The following is a 17,384-nucleotide window of genomic DNA, read 5'->3' on the forward strand; positions in this document are numbered from 1 at the left end:
CTATATTATAAGTATCAAGATGTGAGTATCAAGTATCAAGAGTTTGAAAATTTGTCTTGCTACTTTATACTTACTACTTATTACTGTTATTAATTGTATAGGTAAAATTTATAGTTGCAGAGCGGCCAAGTATGTTAGACACTGAGCAGTATTTATCAAAAGTCATTTGTAGGGCCCTCTCTACTTTTTGCGCACTTAAATCTCCAAATAAATCAAAATGGATATCAATTACATCAAATATAGGTGGCATTTCTTCATCTTTTCTAGTGGCTTTAATGCTGATTTTTATATCGTCTAGTGGTTCTTTTTGCTTGGTTAAAACATTCACTACATCTATTCCACTACATCCTCCTAAACCTACTAATAACGTTTCCATAGGTCTAAATCCTTTGCCTTCGCCACCAATAGCTGGTTTGGCATCTAACTCAACAGTAAAACCATTTTCGTTGCTTGCCTCAAAGTTAAATTTCCCGCTCTTGCGAATTAAGTTTATTTCCATTTATTAGTATTTAGTAGTTAGTATCTAGTAGTTAGTATTTAGACCTTACGCCTTAAACCTTCTACCCTACACCTCAAATCATATATTATAAAAGACCATATGCTCTTTTTCCAGTTCTGGTAGTTGAACAGCTTTTTCGAAAATGGCAAAAACAGAAGATCCGCTGCCGCTCATGAGCGCAAAAGTAGCACCTGCGGCATAAAGCTTTGTTTTTATTTCGTCAATTTCTGGATATTGCTCAAAAACAGATTCTTCAAAATCATTCAAAATTTGGCCTTTCCATCTACTTAAAGGCAAATGTATTAAATCTTTTAACGATGTTGAAGGTTGTTTAACTTTTACATTCTGGTAAGCTACTGCTGTTGATACATGAATAGCTGGTTTAACTAGCACCATAAAATAAGCCGAAAGGTCTATTTCAACAGTTTCAAATTCATCGCCCTTGGCATAAGCATAGGTAGGTTTATTGGCAATAAAAAAAGCGCAATCTGCCCCTAAGGCTCGAGCATAGTCTTCTAATTGTGCAACTGTTAATCCCAGCTTAAATTTCTCATTTACCAGTTTAATTAAAAAGGCTGCATCTGCAGAACCTCCTCCTAAACCTGCCCCTACCGGAATATTTTTGAGCAATACAATTTGCTGGTTTGGCAAATTAAAATCAGTTTGTAAAGTCCTAAAAGCCTTCAAACAAATGTTATCTTCTGTATTGCCCGGTATGGTAATGCCTTTGATAATGCAACTGGTATGCGTTGCGTCGATGAGTTCTACCACATCATATAGCTTAACCGGATAAAACACAGTTTGAAGATTATGGTAACCATCAGCCCGTTTTTCGGTAAGCAATAAGCCTAAATTGATTTTAGCATTGGCAAAAGCAAGCATCCTTTGATTGACGGTTTTAGATTGACGACATTAGATTTTCTGGTCAAAGGTATTAAACTAAATTTTGTATTGGTAGTGTCCTATAATTTTCCAAGAGAACAAACAATCAGAAACTTCTTGTCCGTTACCTATATTATGTACAATAAGATATCGCTTACCATCGGCAGATTTTTTATTGATCACCAAACCAATGTGCGACATGTTTCCACTTAAATTCCAACACACAATGTCACCGGGTAAATAATCAGTTGCAATTTTGCTCATTGCTTTTTTTACACCTTTACGCCCAAAGAACACCATCAGGTTATACACTCTTCTATGATCGATATTGGTATCCGTAGTTCTTCTGCCCCAATCTTTAGGATAAAGCTTAAAATTAGGCTTCATGTCTTCGTGTACATTCTTTTGCAGGTCGATACCCAAAGTACGATAGGCCCTAATCACCACATCGGTACAAACACCTTTCCCTACGGGTACATCGCCATTGGGATAAGGAATTTTAAAGTAAGCAGGATCGTAAACTACTTTCTGTTTGGTAAGGGCAAGCCCAGCATCGGCCAATTTTAATGCTTGTGCAGATTGTGCGAAACCACTCAATGTTACCAACGAAAGAACAAACAGTAGGGTTATTTTTTTCGACATTAGGAATAGGCTTAAATGTGCCTCAAATCTAATTTAATTTTGTGGGATTGAAAAAATTACACAATGTGGAAAAAGCGATTGTTTAAATTTTTAGTTTTGTATAAATAATAATAAAGCGCTTTAAGCGCGAGGTGGGTATGAAACAATATTTAGATTTAATGCAGCATGTGCTAGACCATGGCACACAAAAACACGATCGTACAGGCACCGGAACCATTAGTGTTTTCGGTTATCAGATGCGTTTTAACTTACAAGATGGTTTTCCGATGGTAACCACTAAGAAATTGCACCTTAAATCTATTATTCACGAACTGATCTGGTTTTTAAGTGGCGATACAAATATCAAGTACCTTAAAGATAATGGGGTAAAAATCTGGGACGAATGGGCTGATGAAAACGGAGACCTTGGTCCTGTATATGGTTCGCAATGGCGCTCATGGCCAAAACCAGATGGCGATAAAATTGATCAGATTGCCCAAATCATTAATACGATTAAAAACAACCCCGATTCTAGAAGGATCATTGTATCTGCATGGAACGTGGCCGAAGTAGAAAACATGGCTTTACCCCCATGCCATGCTTTTTTTCAGTTTTATGTAGCCGATGGCAAACTGAGCTGCCAACTGTATCAACGCAGTGCTGATATCTTTTTAGGGGTACCTTTTAATATTGCCTCTTATGCTTTGTTAACCATGATGGTGGCTCAGGTGTGCGGTTTGGGCTATGGCGATTTTATCCATACCCTTGGCGATGCCCATTTGTACAATAACCATATTGAGCAGGCTCGTTTGCAATTGAGTAGAGATCCAAAACCGCTTCCGGTAATGGAAATTAACCCAGATGTGAAAGATATCTTCCAATTTAAATTTGAAGACTTTACCTTAAAAAATTACGACCCACATCCACATATCAAAGGTGCTGTAGCGGTTTAATCACATCGTCATTGCGAGGCACGAAGCAATCTATTTCGCTTTAAGATTGCTTCGTGCCTCGCAATGACGCAATTCTCTAATAAATGAACAAAATATCCATCGTAGTTGCCATTTCAGCCAATAATGCCATTGGCAAAGACAATCAATTGTTATGGCATTTACCTGCCGATCTGAAACATTTTAAAGAAATTACAACTGGGCACCCAATTATTATGGGTCGTAAAACTTACGATTCTATTGGCAGGCCCTTACCCAATAGACGAAACATAGTCATTACCCGAAACAAAGAACTGCTCATTGCAGGTGTAGAGGTGGTAAGTAGTATTGCCGAAGCAATTTCACTTTGTGCCAACGAAAACGAGGTTTTTATTATCGGCGGGGCAGAGATTTACAAACATGCACTCCCACTTACCAATTGTATCTATCTTACCGTGGTGCATCAGCAATATGAGGCCGATGCATTTTTTCCGGAACTGAATGAAAATGAGTGGACAACAATACATCAAGAATATCACGAAGCGGATGAAAAAAATAGTGTAGCTTACACTTTTTCGACATTAGAACGCAAATAGTTAAACTTCCTTAATAAAATTACAATAAGAAGTCCTATTATTTAAAAAAATAATTAGATTTGCCGACTTGTTTAAAAAACAGCACTATAGAAAAAAATAATTACAAACAAATGCAAGGTAAAGGTTTTATTAAATTTATGGCAATACTATTGGGTATTGTCTGTCTGTATTCTCTCTCGTTTAATCTGGTTACATACAATGTAGAAAAAGACGCTAAAGCGTTTGCCAAAGGCGATGCAGTTAAAGAAAAAGCTTATCTAGATTCAATGGCCACCGTGCCAGTTTATCCAGTTTTAGGTTTAACCTATCAACAAGTAAAAGGTAAAGAAATTAACCTTGGTCTTGATTTAAAAGGCGGGATGAACGTTACAATGGAGATTTCATTGGCAGAGTTGACCAAATCTTTGGCTAACAACACCAACGATGCTACTTTTAACCAAGCTTTATCAAATGCACAAACACAAATGAATGCTGGCGGAAAAGATTTCGTTACCATCTTTGTAAATGAATACGAAAAACTTGCGCCAAATGGCAAACTAGCTGATTTTTTTGCTACTCAAGATAATACTGAACAGTTAAAAGCCAATGCAAGCAATGCAGATGTTAAAAAATTCTTAAGTAAAGAAGGTAACAGTGCGATTGATCGTTCGTTCACTATTCTTCGTAGCCGTATTGATGGTTTTGGAGTTGTTGCACCTAACATGCAAAAACAAGAAGGTTCTAACAGAATCTTTATTGAGATGCCAGGTGTACAAGATAAAGAACGCGTACGTAAATTATTACAAGGTTCTGCTGAACTACAATTCTGGCAAGTTTATCAAAATGATGAAGTTGTTGGTATTTTAGAAAACATCAATAAAACACTTGCATTAACTGTAAAAGATACTACTGCTACTGCAGCAAGCACAAATGCTGCTGACACCGCTAAAAAAGGTGGTAAATTAGCAGGATTGACTAAAACTGCAGCAAAAGATACTACTGCTGCTGGTAAAAAAGCAGATGCTGCTAAAAACAATCCTTTATATAGCGTTTTAAGTATTCCTACTTACCAAGCAGAAAATGGACAACAAGCTTTACGTCCAGGACCAGTTGTAGCTTGGGTATTACAAAAAGATACTGCTAAAGTAAAAGCTTATTTTGCTAGACCAGAAATCAAACCTTTAATTCCGAATACACTTAAATTCATGTGGAGCCTTAAACCAATGGAAGGCAGCAAGGTTTATGAATTGTATGCAATTAAAGTTACTTCTTTAGATGGAAGACCTTCTTTAGGTGGTGATGCTGTTTCTAACGCTATACAAGGTTACGATCAAAAAAACAGACCAGAAGTAACCATGTACATGAACAGCGATGGTGCTGCAAAATGGAAAAAGATTACTGCTGATGCTTCTGCAGATCCAAACAATAAAAAAGCAATTGCTATTGTATTAGATAATACGGTTTATTCTGCACCAACAGTACAGAATGAAATTCCGAATGGTGTTTCTTCAATCTCTGGTAGCTTTACCTTAGAAGACACTAAAGATTTAGCCAACATCTTAAAAGCTGGTAAATTACCTGCACCTGCTAAAATTGCTTCAGATTATGTAGTTGGTCCTTCATTAGGTCAACAAGCTATCGAAAGCGGTTTATGGTCGTTTGTAATTGCCTTTATCGTGATCTTGGTATTTATGGCTTTATATTACAGTAAAGCCGGATGGGTGGCCAACCTTGCGTTGGTGATCAACCTCTTCTTTATTATGGGGGTACTCGCTGCATTTGGTGCCGTGTTAACCTTGCCTGGTATTGCCGGTATCGTATTAACCATTGGTTTATCAGTAGATGCGAACATTTTGATCTTTGAGCGTGTACGTGAAGAGCTTGCACAAGGTAAGAGTACAGCCGTATCTATCAAAGAAGGTTTCAAACACGCTATGTCATCAATCATTGACTCGAACGTAACCTTGTTTATCTTGGGTATCATTCTATTCATATTCGGTACAGGACCTGTTCAAGGTTTCGCTACTACTTTATGTGTGGGTATTGTTACTTCATTGTTTGCAGCTGTGTTAATTTCAAGAGTAATCTTCGATAGCTTGTTGAGCAAAAAAGCAAACATCTCGTTTGATAACAGTGTAACTAGAAATGCATTCAAAAATATTGCCTTCAACTTTGTTGGACACAGAAAGCTTTATTATATCATTTCATCATTGATCATTGTTGCCGGTATCGGTTTCTACGTTAAAAATGACGGTTTACATTTAGGTGTTGACTTTAAAGGTGGTAGAACTTACATGGTGAAGTTTGACAAACAGATGAATACCGAAGATGTTTCTAAGAAATTGGTAGAAAAATTTGATGGAGAAGAAGCTTTAGTTAAAACTGCTGGTACAGACAATTCATTAAAAATCACTACTCCTTTCCATATCAACGATCAAGATCAGAATGCTGATAAAGTTGTTGAAGGTGCATTGAGAAAAGGTTTAGATGAATTGGGTACTAAATACAGCATCGAAAGTTCACAAAAAGTAACTCCTACCATTGCTAGTGATATCATCTACGGCGCTTATGGAGCAATCTTGTTCTCTTGTGTGGTAATGTTTATCTACATCTTGGTACGTTTCAGAAAATGGCAGTATGGTTTAGGTGCGGTTATCGCATTGTTCCACGACGTGTTATTGGTACTTTCATTCTATACCATTTTAGATGGTGTATTGCCTTTCCCTCTAGAAATTGGACAAGATTTTATTGCGGCTATCTTAACGGTAATGGGTTATACCATGACAGAGACAGTTGTTGTATTTGACCGTATCCGTGAGAAATTAGCAGAAAGTGGTAAAGTAGATGTATATGGTAAAGAACGCGATACTTTGATCAACTTTGCTTTGAACAGTACTTTAAGTCGTACTATCCTAACTTCATTAACCGTATTCTTCGTGTTAATGGTAATCTTCATTTTTGGTGGTGATAGTATCCGTGGGTTTATATTTGCCTTATTGATTGGTCGTATCATTGGTACTTACTCATCATTATGTATCTCTACCCCTATCGTAATCGATTTATCAAAAAAAGAGGCAAGCAAATAGCTTAACCTTTTATAAAAGACAAAGCCCCGAAAGTTTCGGGGCTTTTTTTGTTTCCTAGCATTTGCCCTAGGTATCACAATCAACACTTTAAATGAGTGGCAATTCAAAACAATAAAATATCTAATTGGGTTTAGTAAACGAATGTCAGTTTTTCATCGCTAACCTCTGCCCCGCTTTCCTTACTGCCATAAAAAATGGCATTCATTCAATCGGGTTTATTAAACCACGTCATTGGCTTTTGGCTTAAACTCTCCCCTCAGTAGGGTTAAAATTAGTGCTGACTATAAAGGCATCCCTTAAAAAAACATGATTTTAATTACATTGGAAAAGGTGATCATCCTTGGCAAGCAGAATCAAGAATTATGGCATTAATCTGAAGAATAAATCGTCGTTTCTTAAACTGGTTTAAGCAGTATTGGCTAAGGAACTTACTATATTTGTTAAACTAAATGCCAAGCTCATGAGTTTATCAAGTATGGAAAACGGAAAACAAAAAATAGTTATTGTTGGAGGGGGATTTGGAGGGATTGAATTAGCAAAAAAACTTCGCAACGAAAACGTAGAAGTGGTCATTCTAGACAAGCACAATTACCATACTTTTCAGCCACTGCTCTACCAAGTGGCAACTGGGGGTCTAGAAGCCGACTCCATTGCTTTTCCAATTAGAAAGATATTTAAAGGGCAAAAAAATTTAACTTTCAGGGTTACTGAGGTAGAAAAGGTAATTCCAGAAGAGAACAAATTATTAACTACCATTGGCGCTATCCATTATGATCATTTGGTGATTGCAACAGGATCTACCAGCAATTTTTTTGGTCAGGCAGAAATTGAGCACAATGCCATGCCCATGAAATCAATACCAGAAGCACTTAACCTGCGTAGCCTGATTTTACAAAACTTGGAAGCTTCGTTAATTGCCCACGATGCACAGAGTGAAGCCGAATTGTTAAATTTTGTGGTAGTTGGTGGCGGACCAACAGGTGTTGAAACTGCTGGTGCACTTGCCGAACTTAAAAAACATGTTTTAAAAAATGATTACGCCGAACTGGATATCCATAAGGTTAATATTTATTTAATAGAAGGTTCTCCAGAATTGTTGGGAGCCATGTCTGTTCAGGCACAACAAAAATCGAAAGAATTTTTAGAAGAGCTGGGCGTAACGGTGTATACAGAAGCTAGAGTTCAATCGTATAATGGCAAGCTCCTTTCATTGGCAGATGGAAGAACAATCCCTTCATCAACCGTAATTTGGAGTGCAGGCGTAAAAGGTGTAGTATTAGAAGGCTTAAAAACCGAAAGTGTAGTTAGAGGCAATCGCTTAAAAGTAGATCAGGTTAATAGAGTTGAAGGGTATACCAACATCTATGCCATTGGCGATGTTGCGGCCATGATTAGCGAAGCAACACCCAACGGCCACCCAGGTGTTGCTCCAGCAGCCATACAACAGGGAAAACTATTGGCTAAAAACCTAGTGAATATCATTGAAGGCAAACCAACAACAAACTTTACATATTTCGACAAAGGTGCAATGGCCACTGTGGGTAGAAACAGAGCGGTTGTAGACATTAAAAAAATCCGTTTCCAAGGTATTTTTGCTTGGTTTACTTGGATGTTTGTACATTTAATGACCTTGGTTGGCTTTAGAAACAAATTGGTAGTTTTTGTAAACTGGGTGTGGAGCTATTTTAGTTACGACAGAGGAACCCGACTAATTATTAGACCGTTTGTGAAAAGTGAGAAGTCCGAAAGTCAGGAGTTGGGGGGCAGTTAAGGAAATAGTTTTAAGTAGAAAGTTAAAAGTTTTACGTTATAGGTTAAAAGTTGCAGGTTGTAAGTTGAAAGTATTCACAAAATGTGATGTTTGTTAAGGATACTCACCAAATTGGGATACTTTACTAAATCTTTATACTTTGTACTAACTACTTTATACTATAGAATCTATTCCCTATTTACTATTTCCTACTTAAATGAACTAATTAGCCAGCCAGTCTTTATACTTTGTGCTAACTACTTTTTACTAACTCTATTTACTATTTACTATTCCCTACTTAAACCAATAAAAATGAAATTAATAGAATGCCCTCGTGATGCTATGCAAGGTTTACATGATTTTGTACCCACTGCATTAAAAACCGAATACATCAACCTTTTGTTAAAAGTAGGTTTTGACACAATAGATTTTGGCAGTTTTGTGTCGCCGAAGGCTATTCCGCAGTTGCGAGATACTACTGAAGTATTGGCTAATTTAGATTTAAATAACACCAACAGCAAGCTATTGGCTATTGTAGCCAATTTAAGAGGCGTAGAAGAAGCCATTACACATCAGGAGATCACTTACCTCGGTTTCCCCTTCTCTATCTCTGAAACCTTCCAACAACGCAACACCAACTCGAGCATTGCCCAATCTTTACAAACGGTAGAGGAAATGCTCAATTTGTGCGACAAAAATAACAAAACAGCTGTGGTATACCTATCTATGGGTTTTGGTAATCCTTATGGCGATGAATGGAATATAGAAATTGTAGAAAAATGGGCGGAGGAGTTAGTTAACCGCGGTGTACAAATACTTTCGTTGGCAGATACCACAGGCGTTTCTACCCCAGAAAAAATCAAAACCATTTTACCTGCATTGGTTCAAAAATTCAACCATACAGAAATTGGTATTCACTTGCACAGTACGCCATTTACCCGTTTAGAAAAAATTGAGGCCGCTTACCAAGCTGGCTGCACCCGCTTTGATAGTGCCTTGAAAGGTTTTGGAGGCTGCCCAATGGCTGCTGATGATTTGACAGGCAATATGGCTACAGAAGACCTGATAGCTTACCTGCAAAGTAAAGGTGAAAATTTAGGGTTGGATATGGACAGATGGAATGAGGCCATGCTATTTTCTTCGCAGATATTCGACAACCATTAAGAACTTACCAAAAAGTCATGTTGGTCGAGAAATGCTTTCTCGACCCTTACACTGTGGATTTGTAATCCACATTTAAAAGCTATACTTATCGGGATTACAAATCCCGACTAACTGCATCAACAATATGGCAACCGAATTTATCATCGAACCTTGTGAAAAGGAAAACATCAAGAAAATTATTGAAGGCATTAACATTTATAATTTAAGCAAAGTTGCCGCCTTAGCTGATGTTTGGACACCATTAGAATTTGTGATCAAAGATGAAGATGGGAAAGAGATTGCTGGCATATTGGCGGGTATTGGTTATTGGAACGGTTTGGAGATTAAAATTCTTTGGGTAAGTGAAAGCTATAGAAATAAGGGTTTGGGTTCGAAACTATTAAAACATACTGAAACAATTGCCAAAACAAAAGGTGCTACCATTGCCATGCTCGACACTTTTGATTTCCAAGCAGAAGCGTTTTACCTAAAGAACGGTTATGAGGCCATAGGAGAAATTAAGGACTTTCCAAAAGGACACAAACGGATCTATCTCACAAAAAAATTGGCCTAATCACAAATTTCAGCACCAACATAGAAATGTTTTCTTTAACCTATGTTAGCGATTTTAATCCGTAGTTCAAAGAGATACCATTCCAATTGTAAAATGTTTTATATCAATATTTTAAAACAACCTCATTTACCTATATTTAAAAATTAGTTAGATCAACTAATAAGGAACCGAACAAATTAAAATGTCAATGAAAAAGATATTTACCATACTGGTAATGGTATTTGTTGTGCAAGCTTCATTTGCGCAAGATTTTGAACCAAAAGATTATTTGAGTAAAGAATTTCATGCAGGGCGTAGAGAGGCTTTACGCCAAATAATGCCCGAAAATTCGGTTATGGCAGTTTTTGCCTACCCTACCCGCAATTTCTCTAATGATGTAGATTATCTCTATCATCAAAATCCAGATCTCTATTACTTTACCGGTTATAAAGAGCCAGATGCTGTTTTGTTTATCTTTAAAGAGCCCCAGACAGATAACAAAGGCAATACTTACAGAGAACTGTTCTTTGTACAGAAAAGAGATCCACAGCAAGAAAGCTGGAATGGTAAACGCTTAGGGGTTGAGGGTGTTAAAGAAAAATTGGGCATTAGCATGGCTTTTAATGGGAGCGACTTTAAAGATTTCCCTATTGATTTTTCGAAATTCAAAACCATTATTGCCAGCCCACCGCCAGTAGGTGCCAATGGTACAGAAACAAATAAATTAAATGGTTTGGTTGCCTCTTTTATCAAAAAAACAAATGGGGCACCCACAAATGGTCAATGGCATTTTAAATTAACTGGTCAATTAAGAGAAATCAAAACACCAGAAGAAGTGCTCATGTTGCGTAAGGCCATTGAAATTTCGTGCGAAGGACAAAATGAAGTAATGAAAGCAGCACATGCCAATATGAGTGAACTGGAAATACAGGGCCTACACGAGTTTGTACACAAAAAATATGGTGCAGAGAATGTGGGTTATGGTTCTATTATTGGTGCTGGCGAAAATGGCTGTATCCTGCATTATGTAACCAATACCAAAACAAAGGTGGGCAATTCTCTGATTTTAATGGATGTAGGAGCAGAATACCATGGTTATACCGCCGATGTTACACGCACTATACCTGCAAATGGTAAATTTACGGCAAATGAAAAAGCCATTTATCAAATCGTTTACGATGCGCAAGAGGCTGCATTTAAAACGTTAAAAGATGGCTCTACTTTTTCGAAGGCAGGCAGTGCTGCTAATGAAGTAATTGCCGAAGGCTTATTCAAACTTGGCATTATTAAAGATAAAAAAGACTTTAAAAAATATTATACCCACGGACTGGGGCACCACATTGGCTTAGATGTACACGATAGGGCGAACTCAAACACCTTAAAAACAAATATGGTGATGACTATTGAGCCTGGTATTTATATTGCCCCAAATAGTGATTGCGATCAAAAATGGTGGGGTATTGCAGTGCGTATTGAAGACGATCTGTTAATTACACCAGATGGTTACGAGCTACTTTCTGCTTTTGCACCAAGAAGCATAGCAGATGTTGAAAAGAAAATGGCAATGAAAAGTGCTTTAGACGATTTTACATTACCTCCATTAAAGTCTGGTAAAACGCCAAAGTAGATCATTTCGCATTCTTGAATGTGGAGGTTAAAAAACTAAACTTTTTTTACCATTTTGAAGTGTTGGATACCTGCCTCTTCAAACTGCTCTCCTTCTGCTACAAAGCCAAATTTGGCATACAAGCTCATGGCATCTAATTGTGCATTCAAATAGATATAACCTGCATCAGATGGCAGATCGTCTAAAGCTGTGGCTATTAAGGCTCTTCCTATGCCCTGTCCCCTAAAATCTTTAAGCACAGCAAAACGCTCCAGTTTGTAACCTTTTTCTGTTTTACGCCACCTACATGCACCACAGGGATGATGGTCTGATAGGGCCAAAAAATGCGTCGAAACATCTTCATTTTCCCATTCTAGTTCTGGCGGGCAATTTTGCTCATCCACAAAAACAATTTTGCGAATGGCAAATACCTTTTCCAATTCTTCTTTAGTTGTTGCTTTTTGTACGTGAAGTGTGTCCATCTTTTCTATCCTTTTTAGTGCCTTTAATTTTTTTCAACTTCAATTCGGTCAATTCTTCAGCTGCATCAATAGAGTGCGAACAATGGATATCTGTTTCCTTTTTGGCCAAAGCCGATAAGGTGACATAAAATTTGTGCAACTGATCCAATTCTATTTCTGTTAGGTCTTCAATATCTACCATCCGATTACTGGCATGTTCGTGGGCGGCAATCAATTCATTTAATTTTAACTGAATGGCCTTGCTGTCTTTATTTTGGGATTTCTGTATCAAAAACACCATTAAAAACGTAATAATTGTTGTTCCCGTATTGATCACCAATTGCCAGGTTTCAGAATAATCAAAAACCGGACCTGTTAGCGCCCACAAAACCACAATGAAAGTGGCTGCTAAAAATGCATAAGAACTTCCGGTAAACTTTGTTGCTGCATTGGCAAAATCTTCGAATAGATTGCTTTTCTTTTGATTGTTGGTTTCCATTAAGATATCATTGGTTTTAGATATGATTGGTCTAATTTTTACTATTGGTTAGCGATTAAACAATTACAGCAAAAAAAAGCGTAACAAGTTAAATCTCGTTACGCTTGATGTTATGTTTAAACACTTAGCTTAAGAAAATGTTTGCAATTGCTTACAATTTATCGTTGGCATTGATGCAATTCAAATCTTCAAAAGCAACAGTTAAACGTTTCACAAATTCCTCTTCGCCTTTGCGTAACCAAACACGAGGGTCATAATATTTTTTATTTGGCTTATCTTCTCCATCAGGGTTACCAATTTGCCCTTGTAAAAAGGCTTCGTTCTTTTTGTAGTACTCTAAAATACCTTCCCAAAATGCCCATTGCATATCAGTATCGATATTCATTTTAATAGCTCCATAAGAAATTGCTTCTCTAATTTCTTCCTGCGAAGAACCAGAACCACCATGGAATACAAAATTTACTGGTTTTTCTGCACTCAAATTAAATTTCTCTTTCACAAAATCTTGAGAGTTTTTCAAGATTACTGGTTGTAATTTTACGTTACCAGGTTTATACACACCGTGTACATTACCAAATGCAGCTGCAATGGTAAAACGATCGCTCACTTTGCTCAATTCTTCGTAAGCATAAGCTACTTCGGCTGGTTGCGTATATAATTTAGAGCTATCTACATCGCTATTATCTACCCCATCCTCTTCTCCACCTGTAACTCCTAATTCAATTTCAATGGTCATACCCATTTTGCTCATGCGCTCTAGGTATTTCACACAAATTTCCATGTTTTCTTCAATCGGCTCTTCAGAAAGGTCCAACATGTGCGAAGAAAATAAAGGCTTTCCTGTTTCAGCAAAGAATTTTTCACCATGTGTTAAAAGGCCATCAATCCAAGGTAATAGTTTTTTCGCAGCATGGTCTGTATGTAAAACTACGGCCACACCATAATGCTCTGCCAATAAATGAACATGTTTAGCTGCAGAAACGGCGCCTAAAACGCAAGCATTCAAGTTATCGTTATTTAATGTTTTACCTGCATAAAACTGTGCACCGCCATTTGAAAGTTGGATCATTACTGGCGAGTTTACCGCCTTTGCCGTTTCCATTACTGCATTGATAGTATTGGTACCAGTAACGTTTACCGCTGGTAATGCAAATTGATGTTTTTTAGCCTGCTCAAATAATTCCTGAACGGCTGCTCCGTAAATTACGCCTTTATAGCCTTTTAAACTCATTTCTATTCTGTTTTGTATGTTCCGAAGTTATAAAAAAAATCGCAATTTGCAGTATCCACTTTCAGTTTTTGCATACCTATGGATAATTGTGAATGTTAACGGACAAACTAAAAAAAAAATCGTTTCTTTGTAATCGCATTTTTGAAAAGTAACATGGCTTGGTTTAAGAGAGAAAAAAAAGGGATCAGTACCACAACCGAAGAAAAGAAAGAAGCACCAGATGGCTTGTGGAACAAGTGCCCAAATTGTAAAAAAGCACTGCACAGTGCCGATTTAATAGAAAACAGATATGTTTGTCACTACTGTGATTATCATTTAAGAATAGGTTCAAAAGAATATTTTCAGGTACTTTTTGATAACAACGAGTTTACAGAGCTTTTTGCAAACCTTACTTCTGGAGACCCTTTAAACTTTACAGATAGTAAACCTTATACGGATAGAATTATAGAAACTACTGCAAAAACAGGCCTAAAAGATGCTATTCGTGCAGCACATGGTAAAGTTGATGGGCAGGAGTTAATGGTAGCTTGTATGGATTTTGCCTTTATTGGTGGTTCTATGGGCTCTGTAGTAGGCGAAAAGATTGCTCGTTCTATCGATTATAGCTTAAAACACAAGGTTCCATTTTTGATGATCTCTAAATCTGGTGGTGCCCGTATGATGGAAGCTGCATTTTCGTTAATGCAAATGGCTAAAACATCGGCTAAGTTGGCTTTATTAAGTCAAGCTAAAATTCCTTACATTTCTTTACTAACCGACCCTACAACTGGTGGTGTTACGGCTTCTTATGCCATGTTGGGCGATATTAACATTGCTGAACCGGGTGCTTTGATCGGCTTTGCCGGACCTCGTGTAATTAAAGAAACCATTAAAAAAGATTTACCTAAAGGCTTCCAAACTTCGGAGTTTGTTTTGGAGCATGGCTTTTTAGATTTCATTGTAGACAGAAGAGAGATGAAGGCTAAATTGGCTACTTTCTTAAAAATGATGAAGAATTAGAAGTTCATTGGTTCACTTGTATCAATAGTTCAATTGTTCATTGGTATTGGGCCACTCATAAAATATATAAAAGCAGGGTTGAGTTTATCAGTCCTGCTTTTTTTGTTTGGGGTTAATTTGTATTAAACCACATAGAAAACTCAGAATAGCAAGAGATTGAAACATTAAGGCATTAAGGAGGCTTAAGCTTTTCGTAGTTAAAACTTATATATTACTATGTGGTTTTATATTACAATTTAGCTTCCGTTGGCGTCCCCGCCAATGGACATAAAATAAACTATCTGCAATACGCAACCATTAACTCACCTTTATCCTTACATTCGCTTTGGCGAGGACGCCAAAGGCTGCAGTAGTAAGTTTTTGTGGTTGATACACACCACATAGGTACATAGGACACATAGAAAATTCAGCATGACAAAGGTTTGAAACATTTGCAGTTTACGATTGAACTTATGAACTAATAAACCAATGAACTATTGACCAATGAACAATTGAACTGACGAACCAACAAACTAATTCCTTATATTTAAGCAATCAATCCTTTTTATAATGAACAAGCTATTCCTATTTGTATTCACACTTACCTTCTTTAACCATTTTCAATCGAAGGAAATCACCCCTCCTCAAAAACCAAAAGCCATTGTAGTTTGGCAACCTTCACATCAAACTGATACCGGAAAAGATTTTAGCGAAGCCAAAACCTGCAATGGCATTGTTGAAGCTGCGATGGCCAGTAAACCCAAATTAAAAGAATATAAGGTATGGAGTTTAGACCAACCCAATTTGCACCACAGCAATGTAGGGAGCAATACCATTATCGAACATACTTCGGCTATTATTGATGGCAAAATATCAGGTTATGCCTACGAACTACAAGAATCGAATAAAAGAAAACCTGATGTTTTTATTGCAGTACATAACAATGGTGGCACCAAACGACATGCCATTTGGGGTTTTATCCACGAAGGTGACGCCTATGAAGCGGAGAACAGGGTGCTAGCTGCCCGATTAATTGCTGCTGTAAGTGCGGTTACCGACCTAGAAAACAGAGGTGTACAACTAGATAGCTCTACAGGCAGAAATGACTATATCTGCAAAGGCACAGGCAAAAGAGGTTTTTATAGCCTTGATGAAAATGTAAATACGGCAAAATACCGAGTACTTTTAGAAGTTGGCGACAATGGGGTAAGTAAAGACTTTTTAGAAAACCCAGCCAACCAGAAAAAAATGGGCGAAGCGATTAAAGCCGAACTGGCCAAATGGATGGCAGAGAAAAATCTAGATTAAAAAATAAGGGTTGGACTATACATCTTTCGTCCAACCCCCTCTAAACTTATATATTGGTTATTTGCAAAAAGGCTAACTTTTTACGGCTTCCATGGTGCTGTTCTTTTGCTCAACACCTTGTAAGGTTTTATACACTTGTAACAATGCTCTAGGCACATGGAAAGCACATTTCCACTTCCCTCCTTTTAACGGCAACAATACCTTTCCTTGTCTATCAAGGTAACCATACCATTCTCCATGTTCTGGATCGCGGAAATTGGCCCATGAATATTCATGTAATCTTTCAAACCACTCTTTACAGGCCTCATTACCTGTTAAGGCATATCCCTTGGCCATACATACCAGTGCTTCTAAATGCACCCACCACAACTTCTGGTCCCACTCTAATTGTTGTACAGGGTAACCTTTAACATCCATAAAATAAAAGATACCGCCATGTTCTTGATCCCAACCATAGTTTAAACTGCGGAGTGCAATTTCTGTAGCTCTTTCTATTAGTTTTTGGTCATTTAACCTTACTCCTAAATCCATGATAAACCACATGGCCTCAATAATATGTCCTGGGTTGATCAAACGCCCATCAAACGAATCGGAGAATGAACCATCAATGCCTACATTTTCTAAGATCAAACCACTCTCGGCATGGTAAAATACATCCATTACCTCATGTATTACATCTTTCAATAAATCATCTACCAGTTTTTTATCTAATAAATGCTCCATCTCTAACGAAAGATTGCTCAAGATCATGGGCAAGGCAAAGTTTTTCAATGCACGTGTACCTGGGTAAGCCTTATTGTATTTTCCTTTAGGGTTATCACGGCGTTTCAAAATATTGAAAAAGGTGGTTTTGGCTATTTCTGCATATCGCTCTTGCGGATCTACTTTATACAATGCGGCAAAGGCCATACTTGCAAAACAATCTGAGAAGATATTGTAAGGCTGTACCAAAGGCTTACCTTCTCTATTTAAGGTAAAATACCAGTTCCCTTCTGCATCTCTACCATGTTTTTCTAAGAAATCGGCTCCATGTTTTGCCATTTCCAACCACTCTGGTCTGGCTTCTTGTAATTTGTATAGGGTTGCAAAAGTCCATACTTCTCGGGCTTGCAGCCACATAAATTTATCCGTATCAAAAACGTTTCCTGAACGATCTAAACAGTTGAAATACCCCCCATATTCTTCATCTTTGGAATGTTTCATCCAAAATGGCATTACATTTTCTATTAATTCTTTCTCGTAAATTTCACTATAGTTCTTCAT

At 37.4% G+C, this 17,384-nt stretch carries 16 protein-coding genes; 9 read left to right on the forward strand and 7 right to left on the reverse strand.

The genetic code is table 11. The features are described 5' to 3' along the window. Positions 1-73: 73 nt before the first annotated feature. The 3 genes from AQF98_RS05920 to AQF98_RS05930 all read right to left on the reverse strand — a co-directional run bounded on the left by AQF98_RS05920 (position 74) and on the right by AQF98_RS05930 (position 2,023). Positions 74-499 (reverse strand): OsmC family protein, encoded by a 426-nt coding sequence (locus tag AQF98_RS05920; RefSeq protein WP_055130996.1) that lies wholly within the window; start codon positions 497-499, stop codon positions 74-76. A 78-nt stretch (positions 500-577) separates the two neighbouring features. Beyond that, on the reverse strand, positions 578-1,381 hold the full coding sequence (gene ispE / locus AQF98_RS05925; RefSeq protein WP_055130997.1) for a 4-(cytidine 5'-diphospho)-2-C-methyl-D-erythritol kinase: 804 nt from the start codon (positions 1,379-1,381) through the stop codon (positions 578-580). A gap of 57 nt (positions 1,382-1,438) precedes the next feature. Continuing rightward, positions 1,439-2,023, reverse strand: a complete 585-nt coding sequence (locus AQF98_RS05930; protein WP_055130998.1) for a DUF1287 domain-containing protein — start codon at positions 2,021-2,023, stop codon at positions 1,439-1,441. Between the two features lie 137 nt (positions 2,024-2,160). Between AQF98_RS05930 and AQF98_RS05935 the strand changes: the two genes are divergently transcribed. The 7 genes from AQF98_RS05935 (at position 2,161) to AQF98_RS05965 (ending at position 11,665) form a co-directional block, all read left to right on the forward strand. Then, a complete protein-coding gene (locus AQF98_RS05935; protein WP_055130999.1) occupies positions 2,161-2,955 on the forward strand; it encodes a thymidylate synthase in 795 nt (264 codons plus the stop codon). An 83-nt stretch (positions 2,956-3,038) separates the two neighbouring features. Then, positions 3,039-3,527 carry a dihydrofolate reductase gene (locus tag AQF98_RS05940; RefSeq protein WP_055131000.1) on the forward strand — a complete coding sequence of 163 codons (489 nt, stop codon included), beginning with the start codon at positions 3,039-3,041 and terminating at the stop codon, positions 3,525-3,527. Between the two features lie 110 nt (positions 3,528-3,637). Continuing rightward, a complete protein-coding gene (secDF, locus tag AQF98_RS05945) occupies positions 3,638-6,592 on the forward strand; it encodes a protein translocase subunit SecDF (RefSeq protein WP_055131001.1) in 2,955 nt (984 codons plus the stop codon). A gap of 460 nt (positions 6,593-7,052) precedes the next feature. Then, complete coding sequence (locus tag AQF98_RS05950) at positions 7,053-8,363, forward strand: NAD(P)/FAD-dependent oxidoreductase (RefSeq protein WP_055131002.1); 1,311 nt, start codon at positions 7,053-7,055, stop codon at positions 8,361-8,363. A 291-nt stretch (positions 8,364-8,654) separates the two neighbouring features. Further along, positions 8,655-9,506, forward strand: a complete 852-nt coding sequence (locus AQF98_RS05955; RefSeq protein WP_055131003.1) for a hydroxymethylglutaryl-CoA lyase — start codon at positions 8,655-8,657, stop codon at positions 9,504-9,506. Between the two features lie 124 nt (positions 9,507-9,630). Continuing rightward, positions 9,631-10,059 (forward strand): GNAT family N-acetyltransferase, encoded by a 429-nt coding sequence (locus AQF98_RS05960; RefSeq protein ID WP_055131004.1) that lies wholly within the window; start codon positions 9,631-9,633, stop codon positions 10,057-10,059. Positions 10,060-10,246: 187 nt separating this feature from the next. Next, a complete protein-coding gene (locus tag AQF98_RS05965) occupies positions 10,247-11,665 on the forward strand; it encodes an aminopeptidase P N-terminal domain-containing protein (RefSeq protein ID WP_082434919.1) in 1,419 nt (472 codons plus the stop codon). Between the two features lie 35 nt (positions 11,666-11,700). Here the strand turns inward: AQF98_RS05965 and AQF98_RS05970 are convergent, their stop codons facing one another. The 3 genes from AQF98_RS05970 to fbaA form a co-directional block, all read right to left on the reverse strand. Next, positions 11,701-12,126 (reverse strand): GNAT family N-acetyltransferase, encoded by a 426-nt coding sequence (locus AQF98_RS05970; RefSeq protein ID WP_055131005.1) that lies wholly within the window; start codon positions 12,124-12,126, stop codon positions 11,701-11,703. Continuing rightward, positions 12,092-12,604, reverse strand: a complete 513-nt coding sequence (locus tag AQF98_RS05975; RefSeq protein ID WP_055131006.1) for a low affinity iron permease family protein — start codon at positions 12,602-12,604, stop codon at positions 12,092-12,094. The genes AQF98_RS05970 and AQF98_RS05975 overlap by 35 nt, the downstream gene beginning before the upstream one ends. 151 nt (positions 12,605-12,755) lie before the next feature. Continuing rightward, on the reverse strand, positions 12,756-13,835 hold the full coding sequence (gene fbaA / locus AQF98_RS05980) for a class II fructose-bisphosphate aldolase (RefSeq protein ID WP_055131007.1): 1,080 nt from the start codon (positions 13,833-13,835) through the stop codon (positions 12,756-12,758). 153 nt (positions 13,836-13,988) lie between these two features. Between fbaA and accD the strand changes: the two genes are divergently transcribed. Continuing rightward, a complete protein-coding gene (gene accD, locus AQF98_RS05985; protein WP_055131008.1) occupies positions 13,989-14,834 on the forward strand; it encodes an acetyl-CoA carboxylase, carboxyltransferase subunit beta in 846 nt (281 codons plus the stop codon). Positions 14,835-15,383: 549 nt separating this feature from the next. Further along, positions 15,384-16,121: an N-acetylmuramoyl-L-alanine amidase gene (locus AQF98_RS05990; protein WP_055131009.1), complete on the forward strand. Its 738-nt coding sequence runs from the start codon at positions 15,384-15,386 to the stop codon at positions 16,119-16,121. 72 nt (positions 16,122-16,193) lie between these two features. Here the strand turns inward: AQF98_RS05990 and AQF98_RS05995 are convergent, their stop codons facing one another. Beyond that, the gene (locus AQF98_RS05995; RefSeq protein ID WP_055131010.1) at positions 16,194-17,384 is read right to left on the reverse strand and encodes an AGE family epimerase/isomerase; all 1,191 of its coding nucleotides are present in this window, start codon (positions 17,382-17,384) and stop codon (positions 16,194-16,196) included.

This window comes from Pedobacter sp. Hv1, assembly GCF_001412215.1.
Taxonomy (GTDB): Bacteria; Bacteroidota; Bacteroidia; order Sphingobacteriales; family Sphingobacteriaceae; genus Pedobacter.

What these genes read in the sequence shown, in the direction of transcription:
- AQF98_RS05920 (WP_055130996.1), bottom strand. Translation starts at nt 499, where the DNA reads ATGGAAATAAACTTAATTCGCAAGAGCGGGAAATTTAACTTTGAGGCA.
- ispE (WP_055130997.1), bottom strand. Translation starts at nt 1,381, where the DNA reads ATGCTTGCTTTTGCCAATGCTAAAATCAATTTAGGCTTATTGCTTACC.
- AQF98_RS05930 (WP_055130998.1), bottom strand. Translation starts at nt 2,023, where the DNA reads ATGTCGAAAAAAATAACCCTACTGTTTGTTCTTTCGTTGGTAACATTG.
- AQF98_RS05935 (WP_055130999.1), top strand. Translation starts at nt 2,161, where the DNA reads ATGAAACAATATTTAGATTTAATGCAGCATGTGCTAGACCATGGCACA.
- AQF98_RS05940 (WP_055131000.1), top strand. Translation starts at nt 3,039, where the DNA reads ATGAACAAAATATCCATCGTAGTTGCCATTTCAGCCAATAATGCCATT.
- secDF (WP_055131001.1), top strand. Translation starts at nt 3,638, where the DNA reads ATGCAAGGTAAAGGTTTTATTAAATTTATGGCAATACTATTGGGTATT.
- AQF98_RS05950 (WP_055131002.1), top strand. Translation starts at nt 7,053, where the DNA reads ATGAGTTTATCAAGTATGGAAAACGGAAAACAAAAAATAGTTATTGTT.
- AQF98_RS05955 (WP_055131003.1), top strand. Translation starts at nt 8,655, where the DNA reads ATGAAATTAATAGAATGCCCTCGTGATGCTATGCAAGGTTTACATGAT.
- AQF98_RS05960 (WP_055131004.1), top strand. Translation starts at nt 9,631, where the DNA reads ATGGCAACCGAATTTATCATCGAACCTTGTGAAAAGGAAAACATCAAG.
- AQF98_RS05965 (WP_082434919.1), top strand. Translation starts at nt 10,247, where the DNA reads ATGAAAAAGATATTTACCATACTGGTAATGGTATTTGTTGTGCAAGCT.
- AQF98_RS05970 (WP_055131005.1), bottom strand. Translation starts at nt 12,126, where the DNA reads ATGGACACACTTCACGTACAAAAAGCAACAACTAAAGAAGAATTGGAA.
- AQF98_RS05975 (WP_055131006.1), bottom strand. Translation starts at nt 12,604, where the DNA reads ATGGAAACCAACAATCAAAAGAAAAGCAATCTATTCGAAGATTTTGCC.
- fbaA (WP_055131007.1), bottom strand. Translation starts at nt 13,835, where the DNA reads ATGAGTTTAAAAGGCTATAAAGGCGTAATTTACGGAGCAGCCGTTCAG.
- accD (WP_055131008.1), top strand. Translation starts at nt 13,989, where the DNA reads ATGGCTTGGTTTAAGAGAGAAAAAAAAGGGATCAGTACCACAACCGAA.
- AQF98_RS05990 (WP_055131009.1), top strand. Translation starts at nt 15,384, where the DNA reads ATGAACAAGCTATTCCTATTTGTATTCACACTTACCTTCTTTAACCAT.
- AQF98_RS05995 (WP_055131010.1), bottom strand. Translation starts at nt 17,384, where the DNA reads ATGAAGAACTATAGTGAAATTTACGAGAAAGAATTAATAGAAAATGTA.